Source organism: Streptomyces sp. NPDC001135 (assembly GCF_053598395.1).
This window is the reverse complement of the sequence record NZ_JBSFKD010000009.1, coordinates 169,172-189,071: the sequence shown is the minus strand read 5'-3', so window position 1 is coordinate 189,071 and position 19,900 is coordinate 169,172. Positions and strand designations below refer to the sequence as shown.

Sequence of the window (19,900 nt, the reverse complement as noted above, 5' to 3'; positions counted from 1 at the left end):
AGCATGAGCGACTCCCAGCTCTGGGACGACGTCGACGCGTACTTCACCGGTCACCTGGCACCCGACGACGAGGCGCTCCAGGCGGCCCTGCGGGAGAACGACGCCGCCGGACTGCCGCACATCGCCGTGACGGCGGCACAGGGCAAGTTCCTCCAGCTGCTCGCCCAGGTGCAGGGCGCGCGGCACATCCTGGAGATCGGCACCCTCGGCGGCTACAGCACCATCTGGCTGGCCCGCGCGCTGCCCGAGGACGGCAGACTCATCTCGCTGGAGTACAACGCCAAGCACGCCGAGGTGGCCGCCCGGAACATCGCCCGGGCCGGCCTGGACCGGATCGCGGAGGTGCGGGTGGGCCCGGCCCTGGAGTCGCTGCCCAAGCTCGCCGACGAGAACCCGGCCCCGTTCGACCTGGTGTTCATCGACGCCGACAAGGCCAACAACGCGCACTACGTGGAGTGGGCGCTGCGGCTGACCCGCACCGGCAGCCTGATCGTCGTGGACAACGTGGTGCGTGGCGGCCGGGTCGTCCAAGCGGGCAGCACCGAGCCGGACGTCCTGGGCACGCGGGCCGCGATCGAGCTGATCGCCTCCCATCCCAGGCTGAGCGGTACGGCGATCCAGACGGTCGGCAGCAAGGGCTACGACGGCTTCGCGCTGGCCCGGGTCCTGGAGTGAGCAGTCCCCGGGTCCCGGCTCACACCTCGTGGTAGAAGCCGACGTTGACGCTGCGCGGCGCGGTGCGGTCCTGGACGACGATCTCACCGGACCCGCCGCGCGGCAGCCGCACGGTCGAGCCGTAGCCGACGGTCTGCGCGTACTCACCGACCACCAGCCGCACTTCGGCGGAGGGGTCGGCCTGGGAACCGCGCAGCCAGCTCACCTGCCAGCCGCCCTCCGGGCCGCACAGGAACTCCAGGTGCACCCGGGAGACGAACAGCCAGTCCTCGGGGGTGACCAGCCGGCACACGGACGCGTCCCGGCCGACCCGGAGCACGGCGCCCGGTTCGCTGGGCGCGTCGGCCATCGTCATGCCGGCCGTGGCGCCGGCGTCCTCCCCCGAGACGGTGGCCATGGTGAGTTCGAGCACGCGCGTTCCCCCTGTGACGTCCTTGCGCGGCGGCCGGATTGGCTTCCCGCCGCCGCATGATAGAACGCCCAGCCTGGCCGCGTCCGGCACAATGGGGTCATGACCGAGCGAAAGCCACCGGGTGTGCCGTTCGAGTCCTGGGTCGACAAGGAGATCCGCGACGCGCAGGACCGCGGTGAGTTCGAGCGGCTGCCCGGCACGGGGGAACCGCTGCCCGCCGGACTCGACTCCGCCTACGACGAACTGTGGTGGATCAAGCGGAAGATGGCGCGCGAGGGACTGTCCGTGCTGCCGCCCTCCCTCGCCCTGCGCAAGGAGGCCGAGGACACCCTCGCGGCGGCCTACGCGGCGCCCTCGGAGCGGATCGCCCGGAAGCTGATCGAGGACGTCAACGTCAAGATCAAGGACATGATGTTCAAGCCGCCGCCCGGTCCTCCGCTGGGGAAGAAGCCGTACGACGTCGAGGAGGTCGTACGGGAGTGGCGGCGGCTCAGGGCCGCCGCCGAAGGCGGGGTGCCGGGGCCGTCACAGGTGTAGCAGGCGCCCGGCCAGCTCCCGGTAGTCACGCAGGGCCAGCCTGAGCTGCTCGGTGTCGGTCTCGGAGCCCGGGCCGCGGTCCTCGGAGGCCTCCCAGGAGCGGCGCAGCGTGCGCCGCCGCCGGTCCACGGCCTCGTCGAAGCGTGCCACGATCTCCGCCAACGCCCGATCGGCCTCCTCGACCGCACTCCGCGGCTCGTCCACGAACCCGGCGGTCAGCTGCCGCATCCGCTGCTCCCAGCGATCGGTCTCCTCGTGCGCCAGCAGGGGAGCCCCGGCCCCGGAGGGCGCGGGAGCCGTCCCACCGCCGGGTGCCGCGGGCCAGGTGTCCGACGCCGGCGACTCGGTCGAGCGCGCCTCACGTGCACCCACCCGGCCGGAGAACGGAGCCCCCAGCCCGTCGTCCGGCATGGATCCCTCGCCCGGCGTCCCCGGCTCACCGGGCATCGCGCCGCGCGTCGCCGGCCCGGTGTCGCCCGCGCCGGACGCCAGGTCCTCCGTGCCGGGCCGCAGGCCCTCGGTCCCGGACTCGAACCCGGACCCCGCCTCGCTCCGGGTGGCCGGCGACGGTTCCCCGTCAGGGGTCCGGGCGGCCGGGGTGCCGGTGCCCGCCGGGCCCGGGGGGTGCAGGGGGGTGTCCTCGGGGGTGCGGTCGTCGGCCGTCAGGCCCTCCCTGCCGGGGCCGGCCGAACCGGGCGGCTCGCCGGGCAGCCGTTCCTCCGGCAGGGGCTCCCGCGGTGTGCGGCGGCTGCGTGCCGTGTCGTCCTCCGGTGTCCAGTCCTCGTCCGGTGGCTGGGTGAAGCGGCCGGTGGGGCGCTCGCCGCCGGGGTCCCTCGTCCTGTCCGACATGACGGTCAACTCTCCTTCGGCCGGCCCTTGTCCAGGGCCCACGGGGTGGGGGAGCGGGTACCGGCGTGGGTCGCGCGGTGGCGGCCCGCTTCCTGGGTGGGGTGGGTCAGGTCGTCGAAGAGGGCGCGGGCGCCGACGAGTGCCGAGCGCATCTCCTCCGTCCCGGAGCCCGTCTCGGTCACCGCGCTGCTCGCCCCGGAGCGGGCCACCCGGTGCACCTGCCGGTAGCCGTCGACGTGGTCGGCGTGGTGCACGGACAGGGCGGCGAGCTGCTCCTCGTAGTGCCCGCCGTCCGGGTAGCCGCGCGCGACGGCGAGTTCCGCGAGCAGCCGGTCGGCCTCGGCCACCGCCTGCCGCGGCGAGTCGACGAAGTGTTCCTGTACGGCCGTCCAGCGGGCCGCGTACTGCGCGCGGCCGGCCGGGTCCAGTGGCCGTTCCCGCAGGTCGCCGTGGCGTTCGAGGCGCTCGGTCAGTTCCCGTTCGGCGGCCTGGGCGTCGCCGTCGTGCAGGGCCACGGCGCGCTCGTACTCGGGCCCGAAGCGCCGCTTGAGGGCGGGACCGCCGCGCCGGCCCCGGCCGCGCAGGAACGGGAGGGCGGCCGCGCCGACGACCACGACCGCCACGATCACGATCAACACGATCATGCCAGTGGACATGGTTGCCTTCCGATCGGACCGGCCCCACTGGCCGGCTCCCCTCTCCGGGTCACCCGGAAGGGGAGCCACAAACGGCGGTCAGTCGGCGAAGCGGCGCAGCCCGGTCACCGACCAGACCGCCGCGATCCGCCCGTCCACCACCTCCAGCAGGTCGATCCCGCTCTTCTGGACGCCGTCCGGCAGGGTCACGTACCAGCAGGAGGCGACCCGGCCCAGACCAGTGTCCACCAGCGGGGTCCCGTCGACGGCGTACCGCAGTCCGGGACGGCGCGCACGGAAGTCCCGGACGTACGCGGCCATCCCGGCCGGGCCCCGCACCTCGTCGGTGGCGGCGTTGGCGGGGTCGTTGCCGAAGCGGATGCGGAAGCCGGGGGCGAGGAAGGCCTCCGGGTCGCTGAAGTCGCCGTTCCACAGGGCGGTCCAGCGGTCGAAGAGGGCGATACCGGTCGCGGGGGTCGGCATGCGGTGGCTGGTGTCGGAAGTCGTTGTCATGGGGACCAGCCTCCCGCCCGCCCGCGACAGCCCCCTGTCGGTGATTGCCGTCACATCACGGTCGCCGCGTCGAGCGGTACGACGTCGGAGCCGAGCGTGTCGAGGGCGGCGAGGTCGACGGCGCGGTGCGGGGTCCGCTCGTCCAGGGCCGTCGCCGCACGCACCCGGTCCAGGCGGAAGCCGCGCGGCGCGCCCCGCAGCCGGCACCAGCCGGCCAGATACCAGTGCTCCGCTCCCCCCAGGAAGCCCAGCGGTTCCACGTCCCGGGCGGTGACCCGGCCCGCGGCGTCGGCGTACTCCAGGCGCAGCACCCGGCCCGCCGTCAGCGCCTCCCGCAGCGCGGCGGGCACGACCGGTCCGGCGGGCGGCGCCGGTCGGGCCGCCGGGACGAGCAGCCGCACCCGCCCGGTCAGCTCGGCCGCCGCCCGCCGCTCCCGCTCCGGCAGCACGGCCAGCACCTTGTGCAGCGCGCTGCGCGCGTCCGCCGCGAACGGCGTGCCGGCGAGGGCGTGCAGCCCGACGGCGAGGGCGGTCGCCTCGGCCGGGGTGATGGTCAGCGGCGGCAGGGTGCGGTCGCGGTCCAGGACGTAGCCGCCGCTGCGGCCCGGCTCGGCGTGGATGGGCAGCCCGGACTGCTGCAGCGCGGCCAGGTCGCGCTCGATCGTGCGGATGCTGACCTCGAAGCGCCGGGCGAGCGCGCGGGCGCTGCGGGGACGGGGAGCGGCGGCGCGCAGCTCCTCGACGAGGGCGTAGAGGCGGTCGGTGCGGTTCACAGCGGACAGTCTGCGGAAATCCGCTCGGCGGCGCGGCCCCGGTCGCCGACAATGTCCGGCATGACGTGGACGATCACTCCGGAACCGCACGACTCGCCGGTCGCGGCCGGGCTGTGGCGGGCGTACTACACGGAGGTCAGCGACCGCTGGTACCTGCTGCACGAGGGCCGCCGCACCGACCCGGACGAGCTGGAACGGGGGATCGCCGCCACGAGCGGGGCCGAACTCGCGCCGCCCACCGGGCAGTTGCTCGTCGGGCGGTACGACGGCGAGCCCGCCGGTTCGGCGGGGGTACGGCTGCTGGAGCCGGACACGGCGGAACTGACCCGGGTGTTCGTGTGCGAGCACCTGCGGGGCAGGGGCGGGGCCCCGCTGCTGGTGGCCGCCGCCGAGCAGGCCGCCCGCGCCCTCGGCGCCCGCCGGCTGGTCCTCGACACCCGCGGCGACCTGGTCGAGGCCCGCGCCCTGTACGCCCGGCTCGGCTACACGGAGACCGGCCCGCACAACGACGACGTCTACGCCGAGCACTGGTTCCGCAAGGAGCTCCCGGTCAGCTGACCCTCGCACCGGCCGCCTTGTGCGGGCGTTCGCGGTCGGTGCCGCACAGTTCGCCGGTGAGTTCCCTGACGAGCCGCGTCAGGTCGGTCGAGCGGCCGGGCTCCCACCAGTCGCCGAGGAGTTCGGCGAGGGACTCCTCGCGGGCCTTGGCGAGGTGCTCGGCGACCTCGCGGCCGGACGCGGTCAGATACAGGTCCAGGCCCCGGCGTTCCGCGAGACGCCGTTCCTCGACCTGACGGGCGGCGGCGAGGACGGCCTCGATCGGGACCGGGCTGCGCTCGGCGAGCACGCCCGGCTCCACCGAGCCGTACTTGCGGATGCGCAGCAGCATCCAGCTGGCGGCGGGCAGCAGGTCGTACCCGGCGCGTTCGGTGATCTTCTCGTAGACCTCGCGGCGGCCCTCGCGGGTGCCGAGCAGGGACAGGGCCCGGCAGCACTCGTCGTAGGAGGACCGCTCGACCGGGTTGGGCGGGATGGTCTCGGAGACGTCCGGCGCGGTGACCGAGCCGCGCAGCCGGTCCTCCTTCAGGAACCAGGCCAGCACGAAGCCGACGGCGGCGACGGGGGCGGCGTAGAGGAAGACGTCGGTGATGGCGGACGCGTACGCGTGCAGGGCCGCCGGGCGCAGCGCGGGCGGCAGGGCGGCGATGCCCCGCGGGTCGGACTTGAGGGTGTTCACGGAGACGCCGGGCGGCAGGCCCACGCCCCGGATCGCAGCGGCGAGCTTGTCGCCGAGGCGGCCGGCGAAGACCGTGCCGAAGATGGCCACGCCGAAGGAGGCGCCGATGGAGCGGAAGAAGGTCGCGCCGGAGGTGGCGACGCCGAGGTCCTCGTACGACACGGCGTTCTGCACGATGAGGACGAGCACCTGCATGACCAGGCCGAGGCCCAGCCCGAAGACGAAGAAGCAGACGCTCATCCGGGCGGTGGAGCTGTGCTCGTCCAGCCGGTGCAGCAGGAGCAGGCCGAGGGTGGTGACGGCGGTGCCGGCGAGCGGGAAGACCTTCCAGCGGCCGGTGCGGCTGACGATCTGCCCGGAGATCGTGGAGGACAGCAGCAGGCCGGCCACCATGGGCAGCATGTGCACACCGGACAGGGTCGGCGAGATGCCGTGCACGACCTGCAGGAAGGTCGGCAGATAGGTCATCGCGCCGAACATGGCGAAGCCGACGATGAAGCTGATGACGGCGGCGAGGGTGAAGGTGCGGATGCCGAACAGCTTCAGCGGCAGGACCGGTTCGGCGGCCCGCCGCTCGGCGACGACGAACGCCACGGCCAGCAGCAGGCCCAACCCGGCGAGCCCGATGATCTGCGCCGACCCCCAGGCCCAGGTCGTACCGCCGAGGGAGGCGACCAGGACGAGGCAGGTGGCGACGGCGGCGATGAGGACCGTGCCCAGGTAGTCGATGACGTGGTGGGCGGTGCGGCGCGGGATCTGCAGGGCGGTGGCGATCACGGCGAGCGCGACCACACCGACGGGCAGGTTGACGTAGAAGACCCAGCGCCAGCTCAGATGCTCGGTGAACAGCCCGCCGAGCAGCGGCCCGAGGACACTGGCCGCCCCGAACACGGCCCCGAACAGCCCCTGGTACCGGCCGCGTTCCCGCGGCGGAACGATGTCGCCGACGATCGCCATGGACAGCACCATCAGCCCGCCGCCGCCCAGTCCCTGCAGCGCGCGGAAGCCGATCAGCTGGGGCATGTCCTGCGCCGTGCCGCACAGCGCCGAGCCGGCGAGGAAGATGACGACGGCGGTCTGGAACAGCCGTTTCCGGCCGTACTGGTCACCGAGCTTGCCCCACAGCGGGGTCGCGGCGGTCGAGGCCAGCAGATAGGCGGTGACCACCCAGGAGAGGTGCTCGAGACCGCCGAGGTCGCTGACGATGGTGGGCAGGGCCGTCGACACGATCGTCTGGTCGAGCGCGGCGAGGAGCAGCCCGAGGAGCAGGGCGCCGATCGAGACGAACACATTGCCGGAGACGTGCTCGGCGGCCTGCGCCTCCTTCTCCGCGCCGTGCGTGTCCAGGGCCATGGAGACCTCCCGGGCTCGGGTGCACCTTCCATCGTGGTCGGTGTCACCGTTTATGGCCTGTTGAGTCCCGCGTTTCCGACGAGGGATGTGGAGAAGGTGCGCATAGTCTCGGAAGTTCGTGAGGGGAGGGACGAACACATGACTGATTCCGAAGGTCCCGGGGGCCCTGGCTGCCCGGAGTGCGGGGCGCCGAGGGAACCGGACCACAGCCCGTCCTGCGACTGCACCGAGCGCGCCGCCGAGACCCTGCGCGAGACACGCTCGGCCGAGGCGGCAGCGGCGGAGGACTTCGACCCGCTGCGGATCCGACCGTACGTGGAGGTGGAGGAACCCCACTCGGCACCGGCCGCACCCACCGCGCCACCCGACGCGCAGACGCACCCCGTACCGGCCACCGAGGCCACCGTGCCCCTGCCGAGCATGGCCGATCTCCGCATGTTCGAGGACGCTGGGGCAAGCGGGGCCGACCGGACCGGCCGGGACGCGGACGGCACGGGGCGTGTGGGGCCTGGGGGACCTGGCAGGTCTGGGGGGACCGGTGGGACCGGTGGGCCTGGCGGCGCTGGTGGAGGTGACCGGCCCGGTGCGGCGGAGCCAGGGGCCGCCGGTACGGAACGGCGGCGGTCGCGTCGTACCGTCCTGGCGTCCGTCGCGGGGGCGAGCGTGGCCGTCGTGGCGGTGGCCGGGTTCGCGAGCGGGCTGTTCTCGTACCACACCCCGTCCCGGGACCAAGCCGCCCAGGAGGTCAGGGAGAGCGTCCCCGACGTGAGCACGCCGGGCCCGTCGTCACCGACGGCACCCTCCTCCCCCGCCGTCCCCAGCCCGCCCCCGCCCCCGCCGTCGCCCTCCGCGCCGGCGAGCCGTCCGGCCCCGTCGGCGACACCGACCCCCTCGCCGACACCGTCCGCCTCCGCCGAAACGTCCCACCCGGCCTCGCCCACCGCACCCATGACGGCCTCCGCCACCCCACGGGCCACGCCGGCGGTCACCCCGGTGCTGCAACGCGGCGACCGCGGCCCGGAGGTGACCGAACTCCAGCAGCGGCTGAGGCGGTTGGACCTCTACGCCGACCGGATCACCGGGATCTTCACCCGCTCGGTGGAGGACGCCGTACGCACCTATCAACTGGCCCGCGGCATCCAGGGCGACACCCTCGGCACGTACGGCCCGGCGACCCGCAAGAGCCTGGAGGCGGAGACGCCGAGCCCGTCCGACTCGGTCAGCCCGGCAGACGGGTGAGGACAGACCGCCCGGGCCCCAACGGGGGGCCGGGCCGACGGCGGGTCCGGGTCGAGCGGGGGCCGGGTCAGCCGATGCGCAGCCGGAGGACCCCGCCTCCCGCCACCTCCACGCGCACCCGCGTGAGGTCCGGCACGGTGACGTCCGGGGCATGGGCACCGGCCCGGGGCCCGACCCCGACCACCGTCATACCCGCGGAGCGCCCCGCCGCGATACCCGCACCGGAGTCCTCGAAGACCACACAGTCGGCCGGATCCACGCCCAGCTCGGCCGCGCCCTTCAGGAAGCCCTCGGGGTCGGGCTTGCTCGCTCCGACCGACTCGGCGGTGACCCGGACCTCCGGCAGCGGCAGCCCGGCCGCCCGCATACGGGCGCTGGACAGCGGAACGTCGGCGGAGGTCACCAGGGCGTGCGGAAGACCGCGGAGGGAGGCGAGGAAGGCGCCGGCGCCGGGGATCTCGACCACGCCGTCGGTGTCGGCGGTCTCCTCCGCGAGCATGCGGGCGTTGTCGGCGAGGTTCTCCTCCACGGACCGCTCGGGCAGCAGTACCGCCATGGAGGCGTGTCCCTGCCGCCCGTGGACGACCTTCATCACCTCGTCGCCGTCCAGCCCGTGCCGCTCGGCCCAGCGCCGCCAGATGCGCTCGACGACGGCGTCCGAGTTGACGAGGGTGCCGTCCATGTCGAGCAGGAGGGCGCGGGCGGTGAGCACGGTGGACGTGGCGGTGGCCGTCATCGGCAGCTCCAGGAGGCTCCGGAGGGGAGAGGACCCCGTGGGGAAGGGCCCCCGGGGACAGGGACAAGGCGGCCCCGCCCGCCGGTCAGGGTAAACGGGCGGGAGCCACTTTGTTCCTCCACGGTACAAAACCCGGAGCGGGTCCGCCACCACCCCCGGCCGATCGCACTCAGCCCGCCACCGCCTCGTACAGGCTCCACGCGCCGAGCGCGAGCATCAGCAGCGCCGCGATCTGCGTGATCAGCCGCAGCGGCACCCGCTTCATCAGGGCCTTTCCGCCGACGATGCCCAGCCCGGCGACGGCCCACAGACCGAGCACCGCGCCGAGACCGACGGAGACCGGGTCGTCGTAGCGGGCGGCGAGGTTGGCGGTCATGATCTGGGTGAGATCACCGAACTCGGCGACCAGGATGAGCGTGAAGCCCGTGCCCGCCACCCTCCAGAAGGACTGGTCGGCGGGCTTCTTGATCTCCTCCTCGCCCCCGTCCTTCTTCAGCAGCAGCATCGCGGCACCGCCGAGGAAGAGAACGCCGGTGAGAGCGTGCACGAGCCGCTGCGGCAGCAGGGTCAGGACGCTGCCGGCCGCGACGGCCAGCACGACGTGCAGCAGGAATGCGGCGGCGACGCCGGCGAAGACGTAGCTCGCGCGGTAGCGGGTGCCGAGGACGAGGCCGGCGAGCGCGGTCTTGTCCGGCAGTTCGGCGAGGAAGATGACGCCGAAGACGAGCGCCGTCACGGTGATGCTGATCAAGATTCCTCAATCGGTCGGGGCTGCCCCACCGAGAGTGCGGTACGTCACGCGATGACACCTCGGCACGGCAGCGCACTCGGCGTCCGCGTCGCGGGGACACGGACGTGCACTGCTTGCCGAAGGTCTCGCCGGCGGTCCTCGAAAGACCCGATGGTCCGCCCCCGGGCGCCGGCCCAGCCTGGCTGAGCAGTATGTCGACGGTCCGGCGAAGAGCTACTCCCCTTCTGCGCTCCCCATCGTACGGGATGTGAAGGTTCGCCCCCGAACCGCGCGCGAACCTTGCCGTGTCATGTACACGTCATTAGCTTCTTACCGAGCGCTCACCCCGTGGCAACACGGGCTCGCGAGCATTCCCTCGCTCGCGCCCAACACCCCTACCCCACAAGGGAGTTCCCGCATGTCCAGGTTCTACGCGCGTCGACGGCTGAGCATACTCGCCGCTCTCACCGGCCTCATGGCCTCCGCCGCCCTGCTCGACTCGCCGAGCGCCTCCGCCGCCCTTCCCACGCCGGTCAGCGGCGCGACCGCCCGCGGCTACCTCTCCCACCTCACGGTCGCCACCGAGAACCGCACCGGTTACAGCCGCGACAAGTTCCCGACCTGGATCACCGTCTCCGGCACCTGCAACACCCGCGAGTGGATCCTCAAGCGGGACGGCACGAACGTCGTCACCGACTCCGACTGCAAGGCCACCAGCGGCAGCTGGTACTCCCCGTACGACGGCGCGACCTGGACCTCCCCGTCCGACGTCGACATCGACCACCTCGTGCCGCTCGCCGAGGCCTGGGACTCCGGGGCGAGCAAGTGGACCACCGCCCAGCGGCAGGCCTTCGCCAACGACGTCACCCGCCCCCAGCTCCTCGCCGTCACCGACAACGTGAACCAGGCCAAGGGCGACCAGGACCCCTCGACCTGGATCCCGTCCCGGTCCGCCTACGTCTGCACCTACGTCCGCGCGTGGGTCCAGGTGAAGTACTACTACGACCTCTCGGTCGACTCCGCCGAGAAGGCGGCCCTGACGAAGGACCTGGCGAACTGCTGACCCCGCCGGGCGGCGCCTCAGGAAACGGGGCGGCGGCGCATGAGGTATCCCGCCGCCGCGCCCGCGGCGAAGAGGGCCGCGAAGGAGACACCCGTGGCGAGCCAGGTCGCACCGAGCCACTGGGCGCCGTAGTAGCCGAGGGCGACGCTGTACGCGGCCCAGGAGAGTCCGGCCAGGGCGGACCAGGGGACGAAGTCGCGGGCGCGGCGGTGCGCGGCGCCCGCACAGAAGGAGACGACCGAGCGGCCGGCGGGGGCGAAGCGGGCGAGCACGACCAGCGCACCGCCACCCCGGGCCAGGGCATCGCCGAGACGTTCCTGCGCGGTGGTCAGCCGCCGGGACCGGGCGATCGCCCGGTCCAGTCGCTCACCGCCCCGCCAGGCCAGGCGGTAGGCCACCAGGTCGCCGAGGACCGAGGCGGTGGCGGCGGAGAGGATCAGGGCCAGCAGGTCTGGCACGTCGTGCGGGACCCGGCCGGCCGCCGCGCCCGAGCCCGCCGCCGCCGCGGTACCCGCCGTGATGACGAGCACGCCGCTCGGCAGCACCGGCACGAACACGTCGAGCAGCACGGACACGACCACCGCGGCATAGATCCATGGTCCGGTGGCCAGCGCCCCCACACTCTCGAACACGACTACTCCCGTTGCTCCCCCGTTGACAGCCATACAGCGTACGCCGGGGGTGTGACAGGAGGGGCCCGGGGGGTGAAAAGGGGATCACGCGCAGAAAGCCGTGGCCGGACCCGGCCGGACCCGGGACGGCGCCCTTCCCCCTCGCGGGGAAGGGCGCCGTGCGCGGCCCTCGTGGCGGTCGGGGGGCGCGCGGGTCAGGCCGCTATCGGGGTCTGCTCCGCGGCGGACCTGTCGGCCCCGGCCGTGCGGCGGCCGACGAGCCGGTCCAGACCGAAGGCGCCGGAGCCGGTGAAGACCAGCATGAGGAACGCCCAGCAGAACAGGACCGACAGCTCGCCGCCGTTCTGGATGGGCCACAGCGCGGCCTGCTGGTGGACGTCGAAGTAGGCGTAGGCCATCGAGCCGGAGGCGATCAGCGCGGCGCCGCGGGTGCCGAGACCGAGGAGCACCAGGCCGCCGGCGACCAGCTGGATCACGGCCGCGTACCAGCCGGGCCAGGTGCCGGACGGGATCGTGCCGCCGTGGGTGCCCATGGCGCCGCCGAGGACGCCGAAGAGCGAGGCGGCGCCGTGCACGGCGAAGAGCAGGCCCACGACGATGCGGAAGAGCCCGAGGACATAGGGCTGAGCGGAGTTGAGGCGTGCGGTCATTGAGGGGGTTCTCCTCTTCGGTGTCGGTCGGGCCGGCCGGGGACGTGTGGGTGGCCGGTCATGGGGGCGGCGGTACCGAATGGAGCTCCAGGTTAGGGGAACCTAATCAATGCTTGCAAGTTCAACATTTGGCCATGGGATTCAGCCCAGTTCGCGGCACCCTTCCGCGAGTAGCACACGGGTCCGACCGCCTTGGGGAGACGGCTTCTTGACGGGCTGTCAGGTCATGGGCACGGGACGGACCGGTGGACCGGACGCGCTCCGCACATGACCGGCCGCCCGCGGTCGCGGCCCCCCGGTGGGCAACTCCCCGTCCGCGCACCGCGGATCGGGCGCCGCAGTGGCACCTCCGCGTGGGCGCACCCCTATGAGAGACCTCACACGGCCCCGCGTCACCCCGCGCTCCTGACCGCCCGCCCCCGCACCTCGAGCCCGCCGAGCAGCTCGGCCGTGGCCTCGGCCACGGCGGCCACCGCGCGGTCGAAGGCCTCGCGGTTGTGCGCGGCGGGGGCGCGGAAGCCCGAGACCTTCCGCACGTACTGCAGCGCGGCGGCGTGGATGTCCTCGTCCGTGGCCTCGTCGGGCAGGACGGGCGGACGCAGCGTCTTGATACTCCGGCACATGCCCCCAGTCTCACGCACGCAGCACGCCCCTGCGATGATCGCGCACAAGGCGGCCACCGAACCCCGGGGCCGACCCTCGAAAGGAACAGCCTCATGGCGACCGACAACACCGTGGCCGTGCTCGGCCCCGGCGGCATCGGCGGCCTCCTCGCCGCCCTGCTCTCCCGCTCCGGCCACCGCGTCATCTGCCTGGCCCAGGACCGTACGGCCGACACCCTGCGGCGTACCGGAATCACCGTCCGCAGCTCCCAGTTCGGTGACTTCACCGCCCGCGTCGAGGCGGACACCGAGCTGCGCGAACCGGTGGACGCCTGCCTGATCGCCGTCAAGCACACCGCGCTCGACGCCGCGCTCGTCCGGGTGCCGCCCGGCACCCTCGGCGACGCCCTCGTCGTACCGCTCCTGAACGGCGTCGAACACCCCGCGCGGCTGCGCGCCCGCTACCGCCCCGACCGGGTCGCCCCGGCGGTGATCCGTGTGGAGTCCACCCGTGCCGCCCCGGGGGTGATCGAGCACGGCAGCCCGTTCACGGAGATCGACCTCGCCGGGGACGGTGTGCCCCGCGCCCGTCTGGACGCCCTCGCCGCCGATCTCACCGCGGCCGGTACGACCGCGCGCGTGGCCGGGGACGAGACGGCGGCCCTGTGGGCCAAGATGGCGTTCCTCGCCCCCTTCGCGCTCCTCACCACCCGGTACGGCCTCCCGCTCGGCGAGGCCCGCACCCGGCACCGCGCGGAACTGGAGTCCCTGGTCGCCGAGACCACCTCGGTCAGCCGCGCCTGCGGCGCCCCCGCCGATCCGGCCCAGGCCCTGGCGCGGTACGACGCCTTCCCGCCCGGCGCCAAGTCGTCCATGCAGCGCGACGCCGAGGCGGGCCACCCCCTCGAACTCGACGCCATCGGCGGGGCCCTGCTGCGGGCGGCCGGCCGGCACGGCGTACCGACTCCGGTGACGGCCCGCCTGGTGAGCGAGCTGCGCGCGGCCGGCCACTCGTTCGGCTGAACCTCCCCTGAACCTCAGGAAGGAGCTCGCCTCCCAAAATCGAACAGGCGTAGCATTGTCGCGTGGCTGCGACCTATGAATTCCCCAGTGACCTCCTCGCCGGTCAGGAGGAGCTGCATCAGGTCAGGGCCGAGCTGTCGGCCCTGCTCAAGCGCCTGCCGTGGTCGGTGGAGCCGATGGACGGCTTCAGTGACGACCACGGCTGGCGCAAGATGGAGCGGCCCGCCTCTCCCGGCTGGACGGCGGACGAGCAGGCCGAGGTGGAGAAGCTGCGCCGGCGCGAGCACGAACTCGCGGTGTTCGTCAGCACGCACCGCTTCTGGGCCGAGGTCGCGGCGGCGGACCGCGTGGACGCCCGCACCCAGCTGAAGCACGCCCGCGAGCGGCCGGGCGGGGAGGAATGACAGCGCCTTCCGGCGCCGGCGCCTTCGGGAACGCCAAAGCCCCCGGCCACACGGCCGGGGGCTTTGCTGCTGGTGGGCGCGGACGGTTTCGAACCGCCGACATCCTGCTTGTAAGGCAGGCGCTCTACCCCTGAGCTACGCACCCGGACACCCGGGCTGTGCACCCAGGACGAGTCGACAGCCTACCTTGCCCGGACCGGTGCACGGCAAACCCGTAACGCCGGGTCACAGCGGGGCCGGTACGGGGGTTAACCCCACCCCCGGTCGGGGAGCTGGCAGGATCACGGTCCTCGCCCAGATCATTTACGGTCGTCGCAGACCGCCTAGGGGGAGAACTCGTCATGGCCCGTTCCGTTTCCGTCCGCGCTGCCGTCATAGCCCTGGGCACCGGTGTACTCGTCGCCGGGCTCAGTGCCTGTGGTGCCTCGGCGGACGACGACAAGCACCCGGACCACCGCTCCTTCGCGCTGCACGGGCGCACGCTCACCGTCGACTCCGACAACGCGGCGATCGAGCTGGTCGCCGCGCGGGGGAACAAGACGGGCGCGGTCGAGGTCACCCGGTGGTTCCAGGGGTCGGTGGCCATCGGCAGCGGGCCGGAGCTCACCTGGTCGCTCGACGGCGACCGGCTGGTGCTGCGGGAGCACTGCTCCGGGCTGTTCGCCGACTGCTCGGCCCGCTACCGCGTCGAGGTGCCGTCCGAACTCGGGGTGAAGGTCGTCGACGGGAGCGGGAGCGTGCGGGCGAGCGGGTTCACGGCCGCGCTCGGCATCCGTACGAGCAACGGTGACGTGCACGTCACCGACTCGTCGGGGCCACTGGACCTGCGGTCCGACAACGGCGCGGTCCGGGCGTCGGTCACCTCGCGCCGGGTGCGGGCCGAGGACAGCAACGGCGCGGTGGACCTCGAACTCGGTGCCGTCCCGGACATGGTGAACGCCCACAGCGACAACGGAGAGGTGACGGTGACCCTGCCCCGCTCCGAGTACCACGTAAAGGCCGAGTCGGACAACGGGGCGGTGTCGGTGGGGGTGTCGCAGCGCGACCGGAGCCCGCACCGCGTGACCGCCGAGTCCTCGAACGGGAAGGTCACGGTGCGGAACCCGAACTGACCGGCCCGTGTCTTCGTCTGTGACGGGTGCGAGAATGACAGCACCCACGGCGAACCACGGCACGGGAGAGGGATGTGACGGCGACACCGGGCACGCCAGCGACGCGGTCGTACCCGCCGTCGGCCGTTCGGACCCGGGCCGGGTCCACGGCTCTGCGCGACACCCTCACCCTGATGAGCCTGCCGGTGCTGGCCGCGCTCGCCCTGCCCGCCGCGTTCGCCGGCGGCGGCACCCGGCGCTGGTTCGGCGGCCGGGCGGAGAGCCAGCGAGCCGAGGCGCAGGCCGCGAAGGACGCCGCTGCGACCGCGTTCTACGAACTGGACACCGCCCAGCGGGACCTGAGGATCTCCATCGAGACGATCACGGCGGTGGACGACTCCCCCGCCGCCCGGCGTGCCGCCACCGACTTCGCGGCGCTCGGGCAGCGGATCGACGAGGTCAGCCAGCGGTACATCCAGGCCGTCGACGCCCATGACCTCGACCGGGACGACCTGGAGGCCTCGGCGGCCTCCCGGGCGCGTACGGAGCTGACCTCCGCCAGGGACGAACTGGTCCGGGTCAAACAGGAGCTGGACCGTTTCGGCACATCGCTCGGGCCGCTGCTCGGCACGGCCGAGACCCAGCTGGCCCGGCTGGCTCCCGCCGTGGAGCGGGCCCGGCAGGCGCTGCTGGGCGCGAGCAACGCCCTGGACGCCGTACGGGAGCAGGGGCTGCGCGCCGATGACCTGGCCGGGCGGCTCGCCGCCCTCTCCCCCGAGCTGACCAGGCTGAACCAGGGCGCCGGACAGCACGGGGTGCAGCAGACCCTGGAGCGGGCCGAGCGGGTGCAGCGGGAGGCCGGGGCGATCCGGGCCGAGGCCGAGCGGCTGCCGGAGAAGGCGGCCGAGATCGATCACCGGCTGGTCAGCCTGCGCACCCGGGCCCAGGCGCTGACCACCCGGGCCGGGCAGGTGGACCCGGTGCTGAGCGAGCTGCGGCGCCGGTTCGCGGCGGCCTGCTGGCAGGACCTGCAGCAGGTCCCCGAGCAGGCCGCGCACAACGTACGGCAGGCCGAGCTGAAGCTCCGCGAGGCGCAGGAGGCGCGGGACGCCCAGCACTGGCCGGACGCCACCTCGCTGCTGTCGACGGTGCGGGCCCTGCTGAACGCCACCGACGAGGCCGTGTCGGCCGCGGGTGAGCGGCTGCGGCGCCTGAACGAGACGCAGAAGGATCCCCAGGCCGAGATCGAGCGGACCCGGTTCGCGATCCGGGACGCCCAGCGGCTGGCGATGACCGGCCGTGCCACCCCGGACCCGCGGCATGCGGGGCCGCTGGACGAGGCGGTGGGGCGGCTGGAGCGGGCGATCGGTTCCCTGCAGGGGCGGCACCCCGATTACTGGCACTTCCTGACCGAGACGGACGCGGTGCGGCAGACCGCCGCTCGGGTGGTGGCGCAGATCCGGGAGGAGAGGGGTGCGACCCCCTAGGGGGACGGATAGGGGGACGGACCCGTATCCGCACAGGGCCAGGTGCCGCACGGACGTGTTGCCGGGTGAGCGGGACCGGGCGGATATTGGATGGACGGACGGCCTCCGCTAGCGCCCGAGGGAGGCGGACATGGCCACACACACGGTGCACACGCAGCGACGGCGGATCCGGTTCGACGAGCATCTGCCCGTCGACCACAGGCTCAACACGGTCTACCGGATCGGCGCGGGCCTGATCGGCGCTTTCCTCGTCGCGTTCGGCATCCTGGGTCTGATCAACCACATCGGTTTCTTCGGCACCGGCGGTAACAGCGTCGCCGGGCTGAACAGCAACGGCACACTGAGTGTGCTGTCGATCGTCGTCGGGGCGATCCTGCTCGCGGGCATGGTGATCGGCGGGAACGTGGCGTCCACGCTGAACATGGTGTTCGGGGTGCTGTTCCTGCTGGCCGGCTTCCTGACCCTCGGCCTGCTGGACAGCAACTACAACTTCCTGGCGTTCAAGATCCAGAACGTGTTCTTCAGCTTCATCGTGGGCCTGCTGCTGATGACCTTCGGCATGTACGGCCGGGTCGGCTCGACCCTGCCGCACGACAACCCGTACTACCGGGCCCGCCACCCCGACGAGCGCGGGACGGAGTGAGCCGTCCCGCGCCGGTACCGACCGGACCGGATCAGGTGCGGTAGGCGTAGTAGTACGCGTTCGGGTACGACGCGACCAGGCTGGCCACCGACCTGTTGTAGGTGTTCGTGGAGTGGTACGTCACGTACGGCACGCCGTAGCGGTCGCGGTAGGTGACGATCATCGTGTGGTCCTTGGATCCGTCCCGGTTGAAGTCCATCTGGATCACGTCACCGAGGTTCGCCTGGTAGACGTTGGCGAGCGGGGTGACGCGCTTGGAGGACAGGGCGAACCAGGAGAACTCGTTGACGCCGACGAACGAGTCCGACTGGATGTCGGCGTTGCCGAACCACTTGTGGAAGTCGTTCGTGTAGCCGGGGACGTGCTTCCAGCCGCCCGCCTTCAGGGACTGGCTGACGAAGTTGGTGCAGTCACCGCCGTCGGCCTCCCCGTTGTAGTTCGGGTAGTCCGGGTTGTAGTGGGACCAGTACTTCGTCGCGTACGCCACCATGGCCTTGTAGTCGTAGGCGCCGCCGGTGAGGTTCTTCGGATTGGCCGCGGCGGGCCAGCTGGTGGCCGCGCGGGGCGCGTCGGGCGGGCCGTCGTCGGCGGTCGTCCTCACCTTGGCGACCGACGGCGTGGCGACCTGGTTCACGGCGAGGTAGCCGTCGTCCGTGTCGCGGATGCCGGTCAGCTGCCAGTCCCCGTCGCGGTCGGCCTTGAAGGTCAGCTCGTGGTGGGCCTGGAACCCCGTGGTCTTCGGGCTGCCCGCCGCGGGCTTCTTGTAGCTCAGCGTGGTGGTCTCGGTGACGGCGACCTTGGCGCGCCGGCCGTTGACCTGGGTGGCGTCGAGCGTGACCTTCGTGCTGCCCGCGCTGTACTTCTCGCCGAGCTTGGCGAGGCGGGTCCTGCGGGCGCGCAGCTCGCCGAGGGCGGAGCTCTGCTCGCGGTTCTGCCCGCCGGACAGGCGGACGGACCCGGAGAAGCCGGACGCGTGCCGCGTCCTGGCGCCGCCGGCCCCGTCCACCAGGGCCTGGGTGCGGTCGGTGAAGACCGCGTCGGCCAGCCGTTGGAAGGTCGCCTTGGTGGCCGCGTCCACCGTCGGGTCGTTGGTGACCGCGGCGCCCGCGCTCCAGTTCGGCACCAGAGCCACGCCTGCGACCACCGAGGCAGCCGCAGCCGTGACTATGGTCGCGCGGCGCCCCTTGCGGCTCAGTCTTCTAGATTTCAATGGTGTTCCCCTTTTCGCCGGTACACCTACCGGGATGGAGCATCTTTGCATGCCTGATGTGGTGGATGTGAAGGGAGTTGCACAAGTGGAATCGGCTTGGTGCGCCGGTCACTTGACGACCTGCGACCAGTCCGGCGACTGGGCGGGGTCGAGGCTGCGCAGCGCGGCGAGGGTCTGCGGCTTTTGTGCGTCGAGCCAGTCGGACAGCTCCTTGAAGGACACGCACTTGACGCCCTTTTTGGTGCAGATCTTCGGGATGACCTGGTCGATGGCCTTCATGTAGATGCCGCCGTTCCAGTCCTCGAAGTGGTTGCCGACGAACAGCGGGGCCCGGCTGCCGTAGTAGACACGGTTGAAGCCGGCCATGTAGGAGTCGACGGTCATCTGCTGCCACTGGGCGTACTTCGACGGATCGCCGTGCGTCTCGCCGCCCGACTGGTTGTAGAGGAAGTTGAAGTCCATCGACAGGCCCTGGAACTTGCCGTTCTCGTACGGGAGCATCTCCAGCGGGAAGTCCCAGATGCCGTTCTTCTTCGTGGGCCATATCTGGAAGTCGCCCGGGGAGCTCGCGTCGTAGCGCCAGCCGTAGTCCTTGATGGCCTTCAGCAGGTTCGGCTGGCCCTCCAGGCAGGGAGCGCGCCCGCCGGTGACCTCCTTCTTGAAGTCGAAGGGCAGCGCGGGAACGTCCTTGTAGCCGGTGTTGGTCTTCCAGTTCTCCACGAAGCGGTAGAACTGGTCGATCTCGCTCTTCCACTGGGCGACGGACCAGTCGCCGCCGCCCTTCTTGCCGCAGAAGTGGCCGTTGAAGTGGGTGCCTATCTCGTTGCCCTGCTGGTAGGCCAGGCGGAGCTGCTCCAGGGTGGTGCGGATGTGCTCGTCGGTGGCGTAGTCGATGGCGGCGTCGCCGGGTGAGTGCATCGGGCCTTGGTAGAGGGACTTCTTGCTCTTGGGCAGCAGGTAGATACCGGTGAGGAAGAAGGTCATGTGGGCGTCGTACTGCTTGGCCATCTCCTGGTAGTGCGAGAAGAGGTGGTCGTCGCCCTCGAGGGCGCCGTCCCAGGAGAAGACGACGAACTGGGGCGGCTTCTCACCGGGCTTGAGCGGCACCGGCTTCAACTGCCCGGGTTGCGGGCCGGTGTAGGAGGTCGAGCCGTCACCGAGGAGATGGGTCCTGCCGTCCCAGGTGGGTGTCGGGCTGGGCTTGGGGGCGGCGGGCTTGGCCTTCTTGCCGGCCGAGGCGGTCGGCTCGGTGTCGTCCGGCCGGGTCAGCGCCAGGAAGCCGGCCACCAGGGAGGCCACGACGAGGAGGAGGGCGAGCGTCAGGACCTGCGGGCGGGTGGCGGCGGGGGCCAGGCGACGGCCGGGGGCGCGACGCCGGCCCGTCGGTGACTTCTTGCGAGACATGC

23 protein-coding genes and 1 tRNA gene are annotated in these 19,900 nt (G+C 72.5%); 10 read left to right on the top strand and 14 right to left on the bottom strand.

Annotated features, from left to right (window positions below):
- The first annotated feature begins 3 nt into the window (after positions 1–3).
- Positions 4–675 carry an O-methyltransferase gene (locus ACWC94_RS14405; protein WP_450796843.1) on the top strand — a complete coding sequence of 224 codons (672 nt, stop codon included), beginning with the start codon at positions 4–6 and terminating at the stop codon, positions 673–675.
- Between the two features lie 19 nt (positions 676–694).
- Here the strand turns inward: ACWC94_RS14405 and ACWC94_RS14400 are convergent, their stop codons facing one another.
- Positions 695–1,087 (bottom strand): hypothetical protein, encoded by a 393-nt coding sequence (locus ACWC94_RS14400; protein ID WP_450796842.1) that lies wholly within the window; start codon positions 1,085–1,087, stop codon positions 695–697.
- Positions 1,088–1,186: 99 nt separating this feature from the next.
- On the opposite strand from ACWC94_RS14400, the gene ACWC94_RS14395 reads away from it, so the two are divergent.
- Complete coding sequence (locus ACWC94_RS14395) at positions 1,187–1,624, top strand: DnaJ family domain-containing protein (RefSeq protein WP_450796841.1); 438 nt, start codon at positions 1,187–1,189, stop codon at positions 1,622–1,624.
- Here ACWC94_RS14395 and ACWC94_RS14390 read toward each other — a convergent pair.
- From ACWC94_RS14390 to ACWC94_RS14375, 4 genes are all read right to left on the bottom strand, one after another.
- Complete coding sequence (locus tag ACWC94_RS14390; RefSeq protein ID WP_450796840.1) at positions 1,613–2,473, bottom strand: hypothetical protein; 861 nt, start codon at positions 2,471–2,473, stop codon at positions 1,613–1,615. The two genes, ACWC94_RS14395 and ACWC94_RS14390, sit on opposite strands and share 12 nt — an antisense overlap.
- Positions 2,474–2,478: 5 nt before the next feature.
- Positions 2,479–3,129: a hypothetical protein gene (locus ACWC94_RS14385; RefSeq protein WP_450796839.1), complete on the bottom strand. Its 651-nt coding sequence runs from the start codon at positions 3,127–3,129 to the stop codon at positions 2,479–2,481.
- 78 nt (positions 3,130–3,207) lie between these two features.
- Positions 3,208–3,621: a nuclear transport factor 2 family protein gene (locus ACWC94_RS14380; RefSeq protein WP_450796838.1), complete on the bottom strand. Its 414-nt coding sequence runs from the start codon at positions 3,619–3,621 to the stop codon at positions 3,208–3,210.
- A 50-nt stretch (positions 3,622–3,671) separates the two neighbouring features.
- Complete coding sequence (locus tag ACWC94_RS14375) at positions 3,672–4,394, bottom strand: helix-turn-helix transcriptional regulator (RefSeq protein WP_450796837.1); 723 nt, start codon at positions 4,392–4,394, stop codon at positions 3,672–3,674.
- 51 nt (positions 4,395–4,445) lie between these two features.
- On the opposite strand from ACWC94_RS14375, the gene ACWC94_RS14370 reads away from it, so the two are divergent.
- On the top strand, positions 4,446–4,952 hold the full coding sequence (locus tag ACWC94_RS14370; RefSeq protein WP_450796836.1) for a GNAT family N-acetyltransferase: 507 nt from the start codon (positions 4,446–4,448) through the stop codon (positions 4,950–4,952).
- Here ACWC94_RS14370 and ACWC94_RS14365 read toward each other — a convergent pair.
- Complete coding sequence (locus ACWC94_RS14365) at positions 4,945–6,984, bottom strand: DHA2 family efflux MFS transporter permease subunit (RefSeq protein ID WP_450796835.1); 2,040 nt, start codon at positions 6,982–6,984, stop codon at positions 4,945–4,947. The genes ACWC94_RS14370 and ACWC94_RS14365 overlap by 8 nt on opposite strands.
- A gap of 138 nt (positions 6,985–7,122) precedes the next feature.
- Here ACWC94_RS14365 and ACWC94_RS14360 point away from each other — a divergent pair, with 138 nt between their 5' ends.
- The gene (locus ACWC94_RS14360) at positions 7,123–8,223 is read left to right on the top strand and encodes a peptidoglycan-binding domain-containing protein (RefSeq protein WP_450796834.1); all 1,101 of its coding nucleotides are present in this window, start codon (positions 7,123–7,125) and stop codon (positions 8,221–8,223) included.
- 67 nt (positions 8,224–8,290) lie between these two features.
- Here ACWC94_RS14360 and ACWC94_RS14355 read toward each other — a convergent pair whose 3' ends face one another.
- Both ACWC94_RS14355 and ACWC94_RS14350 read right to left on the bottom strand, forming a co-directional pair.
- Entirely contained in the window at positions 8,291–8,959 is a 669-nt protein-coding gene (locus ACWC94_RS14355; RefSeq protein ID WP_450796833.1) for an HAD family hydrolase, read from the bottom strand.
- 169 nt (positions 8,960–9,128) lie between these two features.
- Entirely contained in the window at positions 9,129–9,710 is a 582-nt protein-coding gene (locus tag ACWC94_RS14350) for a TMEM165/GDT1 family protein (RefSeq protein ID WP_450796832.1), read from the bottom strand.
- Positions 9,711–10,107: 397 nt separating this feature from the next.
- Between ACWC94_RS14350 and ACWC94_RS14345 the strand changes: the two genes are divergently transcribed.
- The gene (locus ACWC94_RS14345; protein ID WP_450796831.1) at positions 10,108–10,752 is read left to right on the top strand and encodes an HNH endonuclease family protein; all 645 of its coding nucleotides are present in this window, start codon (positions 10,108–10,110) and stop codon (positions 10,750–10,752) included.
- Between the two features lie 17 nt (positions 10,753–10,769).
- Here ACWC94_RS14345 and ACWC94_RS14340 read toward each other — a convergent pair whose 3' ends face one another.
- The 3 genes from ACWC94_RS14340 to ACWC94_RS14330 all read right to left on the bottom strand — a co-directional run bounded on the left by ACWC94_RS14340 (position 10,770) and on the right by ACWC94_RS14330 (position 12,657).
- Complete coding sequence (locus ACWC94_RS14340) at positions 10,770–11,417, bottom strand: DedA family protein (RefSeq protein WP_450796830.1); 648 nt, start codon at positions 11,415–11,417, stop codon at positions 10,770–10,772.
- A 161-nt stretch (positions 11,418–11,578) separates the two neighbouring features.
- The gene (locus tag ACWC94_RS14335) at positions 11,579–12,034 is read right to left on the bottom strand and encodes a DoxX family protein (protein ID WP_450796829.1); all 456 of its coding nucleotides are present in this window, start codon (positions 12,032–12,034) and stop codon (positions 11,579–11,581) included.
- Between the two features lie 392 nt (positions 12,035–12,426).
- Positions 12,427–12,657: a DUF2277 domain-containing protein gene (locus tag ACWC94_RS14330; RefSeq protein ID WP_450796828.1), complete on the bottom strand. Its 231-nt coding sequence runs from the start codon at positions 12,655–12,657 to the stop codon at positions 12,427–12,429.
- A gap of 93 nt (positions 12,658–12,750) precedes the next feature.
- Between ACWC94_RS14330 and ACWC94_RS14325 the strand changes: the two genes are divergently transcribed.
- Both ACWC94_RS14325 and ACWC94_RS14320 read left to right on the top strand, forming a co-directional pair.
- The gene (locus tag ACWC94_RS14325) at positions 12,751–13,659 is read left to right on the top strand and encodes a ketopantoate reductase family protein (RefSeq protein ID WP_450796827.1); all 909 of its coding nucleotides are present in this window, start codon (positions 12,751–12,753) and stop codon (positions 13,657–13,659) included.
- 62 nt (positions 13,660–13,721) lie between these two features.
- Positions 13,722–14,063 (top strand): hypothetical protein, encoded by a 342-nt coding sequence (locus ACWC94_RS14320; RefSeq protein WP_450796826.1) that lies wholly within the window; start codon positions 13,722–13,724, stop codon positions 14,061–14,063.
- 70 nt (positions 14,064–14,133) lie between these two features.
- On the opposite strand, the gene ACWC94_RS14315 is transcribed toward ACWC94_RS14320, so the two are convergent.
- Positions 14,134–14,208 (bottom strand) — tRNA-Val (locus ACWC94_RS14315).
- Positions 14,209–14,404: 196 nt separating this feature from the next.
- Here ACWC94_RS14315 and ACWC94_RS14310 point away from each other — a divergent pair.
- The 3 genes from ACWC94_RS14310 (at position 14,405) to ACWC94_RS14300 (ending at position 17,284) form a co-directional block, all read left to right on the top strand.
- Complete coding sequence (locus ACWC94_RS14310; protein ID WP_450796825.1) at positions 14,405–15,175, top strand: DUF4097 family beta strand repeat-containing protein; 771 nt, start codon at positions 14,405–14,407, stop codon at positions 15,173–15,175.
- A gap of 74 nt (positions 15,176–15,249) precedes the next feature.
- The gene (locus ACWC94_RS14305) at positions 15,250–16,641 is read left to right on the top strand and encodes a hypothetical protein (protein ID WP_450796824.1); all 1,392 of its coding nucleotides are present in this window, start codon (positions 15,250–15,252) and stop codon (positions 16,639–16,641) included.
- Between the two features lie 130 nt (positions 16,642–16,771).
- Entirely contained in the window at positions 16,772–17,284 is a 513-nt protein-coding gene (locus ACWC94_RS14300; protein WP_450796823.1) for a DUF4383 domain-containing protein, read from the top strand.
- Between the two features lie 31 nt (positions 17,285–17,315).
- On the opposite strand, the gene ACWC94_RS14295 is transcribed toward ACWC94_RS14300, so the two are convergent.
- Together ACWC94_RS14295 and ACWC94_RS14290 are read right to left on the bottom strand one after the other, a co-directional pair.
- On the bottom strand, positions 17,316–18,416 hold the full coding sequence (locus ACWC94_RS14295) for an amidase domain-containing protein (protein WP_450796822.1): 1,101 nt from the start codon (positions 18,414–18,416) through the stop codon (positions 17,316–17,318).
- Between the two features lie 186 nt (positions 18,417–18,602).
- Complete coding sequence (locus ACWC94_RS14290) at positions 18,603–19,898, bottom strand: hypothetical protein (protein ID WP_450796821.1); 1,296 nt, start codon at positions 19,896–19,898, stop codon at positions 18,603–18,605.
- Positions 19,899–19,900 lie beyond the last annotated feature (2 nt).

Bases quoted from the DNA above. Each gene is read 5' to 3' on its own strand.
- ACWC94_RS14405 (WP_450796843.1), top strand. From the start codon at position 4: ATGAGCGACTCCCAGCTCTGGGACGACGTCGACGCGTACTTCACCGGT.
- ACWC94_RS14395 (WP_450796841.1), top strand. From the start codon at position 1,187: ATGACCGAGCGAAAGCCACCGGGTGTGCCGTTCGAGTCCTGGGTCGAC.
- ACWC94_RS14390 (WP_450796840.1), bottom strand. From the start codon at position 2,473: ATGTCGGACAGGACGAGGGACCCCGGCGGCGAGCGCCCCACCGGCCGC.
- ACWC94_RS14385 (WP_450796839.1), bottom strand. From the start codon at position 3,129: ATGTCCACTGGCATGATCGTGTTGATCGTGATCGTGGCGGTCGTGGTC.
- ACWC94_RS14380 (WP_450796838.1), bottom strand. From the start codon at position 3,621: ATGACAACGACTTCCGACACCAGCCACCGCATGCCGACCCCCGCGACC.
- ACWC94_RS14370 (WP_450796836.1), top strand. From the start codon at position 4,446: ATGTCCGGCATGACGTGGACGATCACTCCGGAACCGCACGACTCGCCG.
- ACWC94_RS14365 (WP_450796835.1), bottom strand. From the start codon at position 6,984: ATGGCCCTGGACACGCACGGCGCGGAGAAGGAGGCGCAGGCCGCCGAG.
- ACWC94_RS14360 (WP_450796834.1), top strand. From the start codon at position 7,123: ATGACTGATTCCGAAGGTCCCGGGGGCCCTGGCTGCCCGGAGTGCGGG.
- ACWC94_RS14355 (WP_450796833.1), bottom strand. From the start codon at position 8,959: ATGACGGCCACCGCCACGTCCACCGTGCTCACCGCCCGCGCCCTCCTG.
- ACWC94_RS14345 (WP_450796831.1), top strand. From the start codon at position 10,108: ATGTCCAGGTTCTACGCGCGTCGACGGCTGAGCATACTCGCCGCTCTC.
- ACWC94_RS14340 (WP_450796830.1), bottom strand. From the start codon at position 11,417: ATGGCTGTCAACGGGGGAGCAACGGGAGTAGTCGTGTTCGAGAGTGTG.
- ACWC94_RS14335 (WP_450796829.1), bottom strand. From the start codon at position 12,034: ATGACCGCACGCCTCAACTCCGCTCAGCCCTATGTCCTCGGGCTCTTC.
- ACWC94_RS14330 (WP_450796828.1), bottom strand. From the start codon at position 12,657: ATGTGCCGGAGTATCAAGACGCTGCGTCCGCCCGTCCTGCCCGACGAG.
- ACWC94_RS14325 (WP_450796827.1), top strand. From the start codon at position 12,751: ATGGCGACCGACAACACCGTGGCCGTGCTCGGCCCCGGCGGCATCGGC.
- ACWC94_RS14310 (WP_450796825.1), top strand. From the start codon at position 14,405: ATGGCCCGTTCCGTTTCCGTCCGCGCTGCCGTCATAGCCCTGGGCACC.
- ACWC94_RS14300 (WP_450796823.1), top strand. From the start codon at position 16,772: ATGGCCACACACACGGTGCACACGCAGCGACGGCGGATCCGGTTCGAC.
- ACWC94_RS14290 (WP_450796821.1), bottom strand. From the start codon at position 19,898: ATGTCTCGCAAGAAGTCACCGACGGGCCGGCGTCGCGCCCCCGGCCGT.